2 tRNA genes and 3 rRNA genes are annotated in these 6,152 nt (G+C 47.2%); all 5 read right to left on the bottom strand.

Annotated features, from left to right (window positions below):
* Positions 1–89: 89 nt before the first annotated feature.
* Positions 90–165, bottom strand: a tRNA-Ala gene (locus JMV76_RS14345).
* A gap of 9 nt (positions 166–174) precedes the next feature.
* Positions 175–251 (bottom strand) — tRNA-Ile (locus tag JMV76_RS14340).
* A 75-nt stretch (positions 252–326) separates the two neighbouring features.
* A 16S ribosomal RNA gene (locus tag JMV76_RS14335) occupies positions 327–1,865 on the bottom strand.
* Between the two features lie 852 nt (positions 1,866–2,717).
* Positions 2,718–2,832 (bottom strand): 5S ribosomal RNA (gene rrf, locus JMV76_RS14330).
* Between the two features lie 187 nt (positions 2,833–3,019).
* Positions 3,020–5,881, bottom strand: a 23S ribosomal RNA gene (locus JMV76_RS14325).
* Positions 5,882–6,152: the final 271 nt, after the last annotated feature.

Genomic DNA, 6,152 nt, shown 5'->3' with positions numbered 1-6,152 from the left:
AAACAGAAAGAAGTAATCGTGTCTTTATTCAAAGATAAATCACTTGTTTCTATTTATACTATTAGCACTTAAAGCTTATTCGTCTATAGTGGTGGAGCCAAACGGAGTCGAACCGTTGACCTCCTGCGTGCAAGGCAGGCGCTCTACCAACTGAGCTATGGCCCCATTATAAAATGGTGGGTCTAAGTGGACTTGAACCACTGACCCCCGCGTTATCAACACGGTGCTCTAACCAGCTGAGCTACAGACCCAATTACGCTTGTTAAAACGTAAGCTTAAACTAAAGAACAACTTGTTGTGAATTCTTGCTGACCGAATGCCATCTATAAGGAGGTGATCCAGCCGCAGGTTCCCCTACGGCTACCTTGTTACGACTTCACCCCAGTCATCAACCACACCGTGGTGAACGCTCCCCCGAAGGTTAAGCTATCCACTTCTGGTGCAATCAACTCCCATGGTGTGACGGGCGGTGTGTACAAGGCCCGGGAACGTATTCACCGCGGCATTCTGATCCGCGATTACTAGCGATTCCTACTTCATGGAGTCGAGTTGCAGACTCCAATCTGGACTACGATAGGCTTTTTGAGATTCGCATCACATCGCTGTGTAGCTGCCCTCTGTACCTACCATTGTAGCACGTGTGTAGCCCTGGTCGTAAGGGCCATGATGACTTGACGTCGTCCCCGCCTTCCTCCAGTTTGTCACTGGCAGTATCCTTAGAGTTCCCGGCTTAACCCGCTGGTAACTAAGGACAAGGGTTGCGCTCGTTGCGGGACTTAACCCAACATCTCACGACACGAGCTGACGACAGCCATGCAGCACCTGTATTCTAATTCCCGAAGGCACTCCCGCATCTCTGCAGGATTCTAGATATGTCAAGACCAGGTAAGGTTCTTCGCGTTGCATCGAATTAAACCACATGCTCCACCGCTTGTGCGGGCCCCCGTCAATTCATTTGAGTTTTAACCTTGCGGCCGTACTCCCCAGGCGGTCTACTTATTGCGTTAGCTGCGTCACTAAGTCCTCAAGGGACCCAACGACTAGTAGACATCGTTTACGGCGTGGACTACCAGGGTATCTAATCCTGTTTGCTACCCACGCTTTCGAGCCTCAGTGTCAGTATTATGCCAGAAGGCTGCCTTCGCCATCGGTATTCCTCCAGATCTCTACGCATTTCACCGCTACACCTGGAATTCTACCTTCCTCTCACATACTCTAGCTCTACAGTTTCAGATGCAGTTCCCAGGTTAAGCCCGGGGATTTCACATCTGACTTATAGAGCCACCTACGCTCCCTTTACGCCCAGTAATTCCGATTAACGCTTGCACCCTCTGTATTACCGCGGCTGCTGGCACAGAGTTAGCCGGTGCTTATTCTGCAGCTAATGTCATCGTCCATGGGTATTAACCATGGAGTCTTCTTCACTGCTTAAAGTGCTTTACAACCAAAAGGCCTTCTTCACACACGCGGCATGGCTGGATCAGGGTTTCCCCCATTGTCCAATATTCCCCACTGCTGCCTCCCGTAGGAGTCCGGGCCGTGTCTCAGTCCCGGTGTGGCTGATCATCCTCTCAGACCAGCTACAGATCGTCGCCATGGTAGGCCTTTACCCCACCATCTAGCTAATCCGACTTAGGCTCATCTAATAGCGAGAGCAGTAAACTGCCCCCTTTCTCCCGTAGGTCGTATGCGGTATTAATACGAGTTTCCCCGTGCTATCCCCCACTACTAGGTAGATTCCTAAGTATTACTCACCCGTCCGCCGCTCGTCAGCGAGAAGCAAGCTTCTCCTGTTACCGCTCGACTTGCATGTGTTAAGCCTGCCGCCAGCGTTCAATCTGAGCCATGATCAAACTCTTCAGTTTAATCTTGCTATGAAGCTCTTTAAAGAAGCTTCTAAACTTGGCTCATCTAATCTGGCAAAATAGCTAAAAATTATGTTCGTAATGAATTAACTTTGAGTTTTTCTGCTGTCTTAAATGATAATTTTTATAGTTAGAATGAACTCCGAAAAGGAGCTAAAACCAACTTTATTTTTTAGCATTCTGAATCAGCAAAAATCCACACAAGTTGTTCTTTAGTTATGCTTTTAAATAGTGCTCAATTACTGTCGTCCAGTAACTGATATATAGGGTAATTCTCTTGCTGTTTAGTCTCAATCCCTTTCAGGTCAAGCTATCTAGCGAGCCGACTATCTTATCATATAGATTTGAATTGTCAAGCTTTTTTATGTTTTGTCTTAGCTTGGTAATCTAAGTAATAAGTTGGTTAACTTATCGCCTAGCTTCCTTTGCTGTGGGGCGTATTATATAGAGTTTAAGAGGTGTGTCAACCGCTTTATCAGGGGTTTTTGGGTTTATTTGATAAGACTTTTAATAATGCATAGTTTTCAATGGGTTAAGGGGAAATAGGAATTCGATGTATTTGGGTTTAAACGCTGGAAATACCTGTAGATCTTATATTGAGTTGGCATTCGATGAGTTAATGACTTCTTTAAACCTAAAAAACACTTTAAATAGCCTGAAATAAAGCTTATCTGATCGGCTTGGTTGGTACTCATCGTTAAAAAACAGGTTCAAATCAGTCTCTAGTCTCTAAATTATCTATCAAGAAACTTGAGATCTAACTGATTTTCTCAAATCCGCATTGGCACTTATTCATAGGCAAAGAAAATCCCCCGACTAGTTACCTAGTCGGGGGATATTTCAGGAATAGAGAGCTGACGATGACCTACTCTCACATGGGCGAACCCACACTACCATTGGCGCAATGATGTTTCACTTCTGAGTTCGGGAAGGGATCAGGTGGTGCCATCATGCTATTGTCGTCAGCAAAGGGGGTTAGATATGAGTCTGATGTTTTTATTGTTTGACTTCAAGTTTTAGCTTGTTGTCGACCAACTATAACCTAACTGAATCAAGGTTAAAGGTGATATCGAAATATTCTTTCTTCGTTATGACCACTACAGTCATACAAGATAGATTAATTAGAGCTTTCATACAAACCACTTGGGTGTTGTATGGTCAAGCCAAACGAGCAATTAGTACAGGTTAGCTACATGCATCGCTGCACTTCCACACCCTGCCTATCAACGTCGTAGTCTTCAACGGCTCTTTAGGGAAATCTAATCTTGAGGTGGGCTTCCCGCTTAGATGCTTTCAGCGGTTATCCCATCCGAACGTAGCTACCGGGCAATGCCACTGGCGTGACAACCCGAACACCAGAGGTTCGTCCACTCTGGTCCTCTCGTACTAGGAGCAGATCCTCTCAAATTTCCAACGCCCACGGTAGATAGGGACCGAACTGTCTCACGACGTTCTAAACCCAGCTCGCGTACCTCTTTAAATGGCGAACAGCCATACCCTTAGGACCTGCTTCAGCCCTAGGATGAGATGAGCCGACATCGAGGTGCCAAACACCGCCGTCGATATGAACTCTTGGGCGGTATCAGCCTGTTATCCCCAGAGTACCTTTTATCCGTTGAGCGATGGCCCTTCCATACAGAACCACCGGATCACTAAGACCTACTTTCGTACCTGCTCGACTTGTGGGTCTCGCAGTTAAGCGCGCTTTTGCCTTTATACTCTACGACCGATTTCCGACCGGTCTGAGCGCACCTTCGTACTCCTCCGTTACTCTTTAGGAGGAGACCGCCCCAGTCAAACTACCCACCATACATTGTCCTCGGTATTGTTATACCTGAGTTAGAACCCCAACATGACCAGGGTGGTATTTCAAGATTGGCTCCACCGAGACTAGCGTCTCGGCTTCAAAGCCTCCCACCTATCCTGCACAAGTCAGGTCAAAGTTCAATGTAAAGCTGTAGTAAAGGTTCACGGGGTCTTTCCGTCTAGCCGCGGGTACACAGCATCTTCACTGCGATTTCGATTTCACTGAGTCTCTGCTGGAGACAGCGCTGCCATCATTATGTCATTCGTGCAGGTCGGAACTTACCCGACAAGGAATTTCGCTACCTTAGGACCGTTATAGTTACGGCCGCCGTTTACTGGGGCTTCGATCAAGAGCTTCGCTTACGCTAACCCCATCAATTAACCTTCCAGCACCGGGCAGACATCACACCCTATACGTCCACTTTCGTGTTTGCAGAGTGCTGTGTTTTTAATAAACAGTTGCAGCAGCCTGGTATCTGCGACTGCCAACAGCTCAAGGAGCGTGTCCTATCACCATCAGCAGCGTACCTTCTCCCGAAGTTACGGTACCATTTTGCCTAGTTCCTTCAGCAGAGTTCTCTCAAGCGCCTTGGTATTCTCTACCTGATCACCTGTGTCGGTTTAGGGTACGATTCGTTTATAACTATTGCTTAGAAGCTTTTCCTGGAAGCATGGTATTTGCCACTTCACTGTACAAGTACAGCTTGCTATCAGATCTCAGCCATATAACAACCCGGATTTACCTAAGTTGTAAGCCTACATCCTTTCACCTGGACAACCAACGCCAGGCTGACATAACCTTCTCCGTCCCTCCATCGCATTATAAACAAGTATCGGAATATTAACCGATTTCCCATCGACTACGCCTTTCGGCCTCGCCTTAGGGGTCGACTCACCCAGCCCCGATTAACGTTGGACTGGAACCCTTGATCTTCCGGCGTGCGAGCTTTTCACTCGCATTATCGTTACTCACGTCAGCATTCGCTCTTGTGATACCTCCAGCATGCCTTACGACACACCTTCACAGGCTTACACAACGCTCCCCTACCACTTGAAAACAAATTCAAATCCGCAGCTTCGGCTCCTAGTTTGAGCCCCGTTACATCTTCCGCGCGGGCCGACTCGACTAGTGAGCTATTACGCTTTCTTTAAAGGATGGCTGCTTCTAAGCCAACCTCCTAGCTGTCTATGCCTTCCCACCTCGTTTCCCACTTAACTAGGAATTTGGGGCCTTAGCTGGCGGTCTGGGTTGTTTCCCTCTCCACAATGGACGTTAGCACCCACTGTGTGTCTCCCGGATATCACTCATCGGTATTCGGAGTTTGCATCGGTTTGGTAAGTCGGTATGACCCCCTAGCCGAAACAGTGCTCTACCCCCAATGGTGTTCGTCCGAGGCGCTACCTAAATAGCTTTCGGGGAGAACCAGCTATCACCGAGTTTGATTAGCCTTTCACCCCTATCCACAAGTCATCCCCTGGCTTTTCAACGACAGTGGGTTCGGTCCTCCGGTGCCTGTTACGGCACTTTCAACCTGCTCATGGATAGATCACTCGGTTTCGGGTCTATACCCTGCAACTAAACGCCCTATTAAGACTCGGTTTCCCTACGGCTCCCCTAAACGGTTAACCTTGCTACAGAATATAAGTCGCTGACCCATTATACAAAAGGTACGCGGTCACCCTAATAAATTAAGGCTCCCACTGCTTGTACGCACACGGTTTCAGGTTCTATTTCACTCCCCTCACAGGGGTTCTTTTCGCCTTTCCCTCACGGTACTGGTTCACTATCGGTCAGTCAGGAGTATTTAGCCTTGGAGGATGGTCCCCCCATCTTCAAACAGGATTTCTCGTGCCCCGCTCTACTTAATATGTTAACGCTAATGTTTCGAATACAGGACTATCACCTACTACGGTCAGCTTTCCCACGCTGTTCTTCTACATTAGCATTAATCGGCTTCTCCCCGTTCGCTCGCCGCTACTAGGGGAATCTCATTTGATGTCTATTCCTAAGGGTACTGAGATGTTTCACTTCCCCTCGTTCGCTTCTTGTACAAGTACAAGATACCTACCTTATGGTAGGTGGGTTTCCCCATTCAGAAATCTCCGGATCACAGGATATTGCCGCCTCCCCGAAGCTTATCGCAGGCTGTCACGTCTTTCATCGCCTCTGACTGCCAAGGCATCCACCATGTGCGCTTCATTACTTGACCATACAACCCCAAGTAGTCTAACTTATAAATAAGTGTTGACTTCAAAGTGTCATAAAGTCTAATTATGATAACGATATCACCTATGTTTATACGCTTGATTCAGTTCTCTTATTACTTTTTTAATAACTCACCCCTGGGATAACAACTGATGTCGTTAAGAGGTGAGTGATTAAGGTTAGGAAGTGCGCGTGAACACGCTCTTCCTAACCCAGACTCATATCTATGTTTTTAAATAGTCTCTATGCTCTCGTCGAGTCACAGATTCTGTATA

This window comes from Psychrobacter cibarius (assembly GCF_904845955.1).
Classification (GTDB): domain Bacteria; phylum Pseudomonadota; class Gammaproteobacteria; order Pseudomonadales; family Moraxellaceae; genus Psychrobacter; species Psychrobacter cibarius_B.
This window is presented reverse-complemented; position numbering and strand designations above follow the sequence as displayed.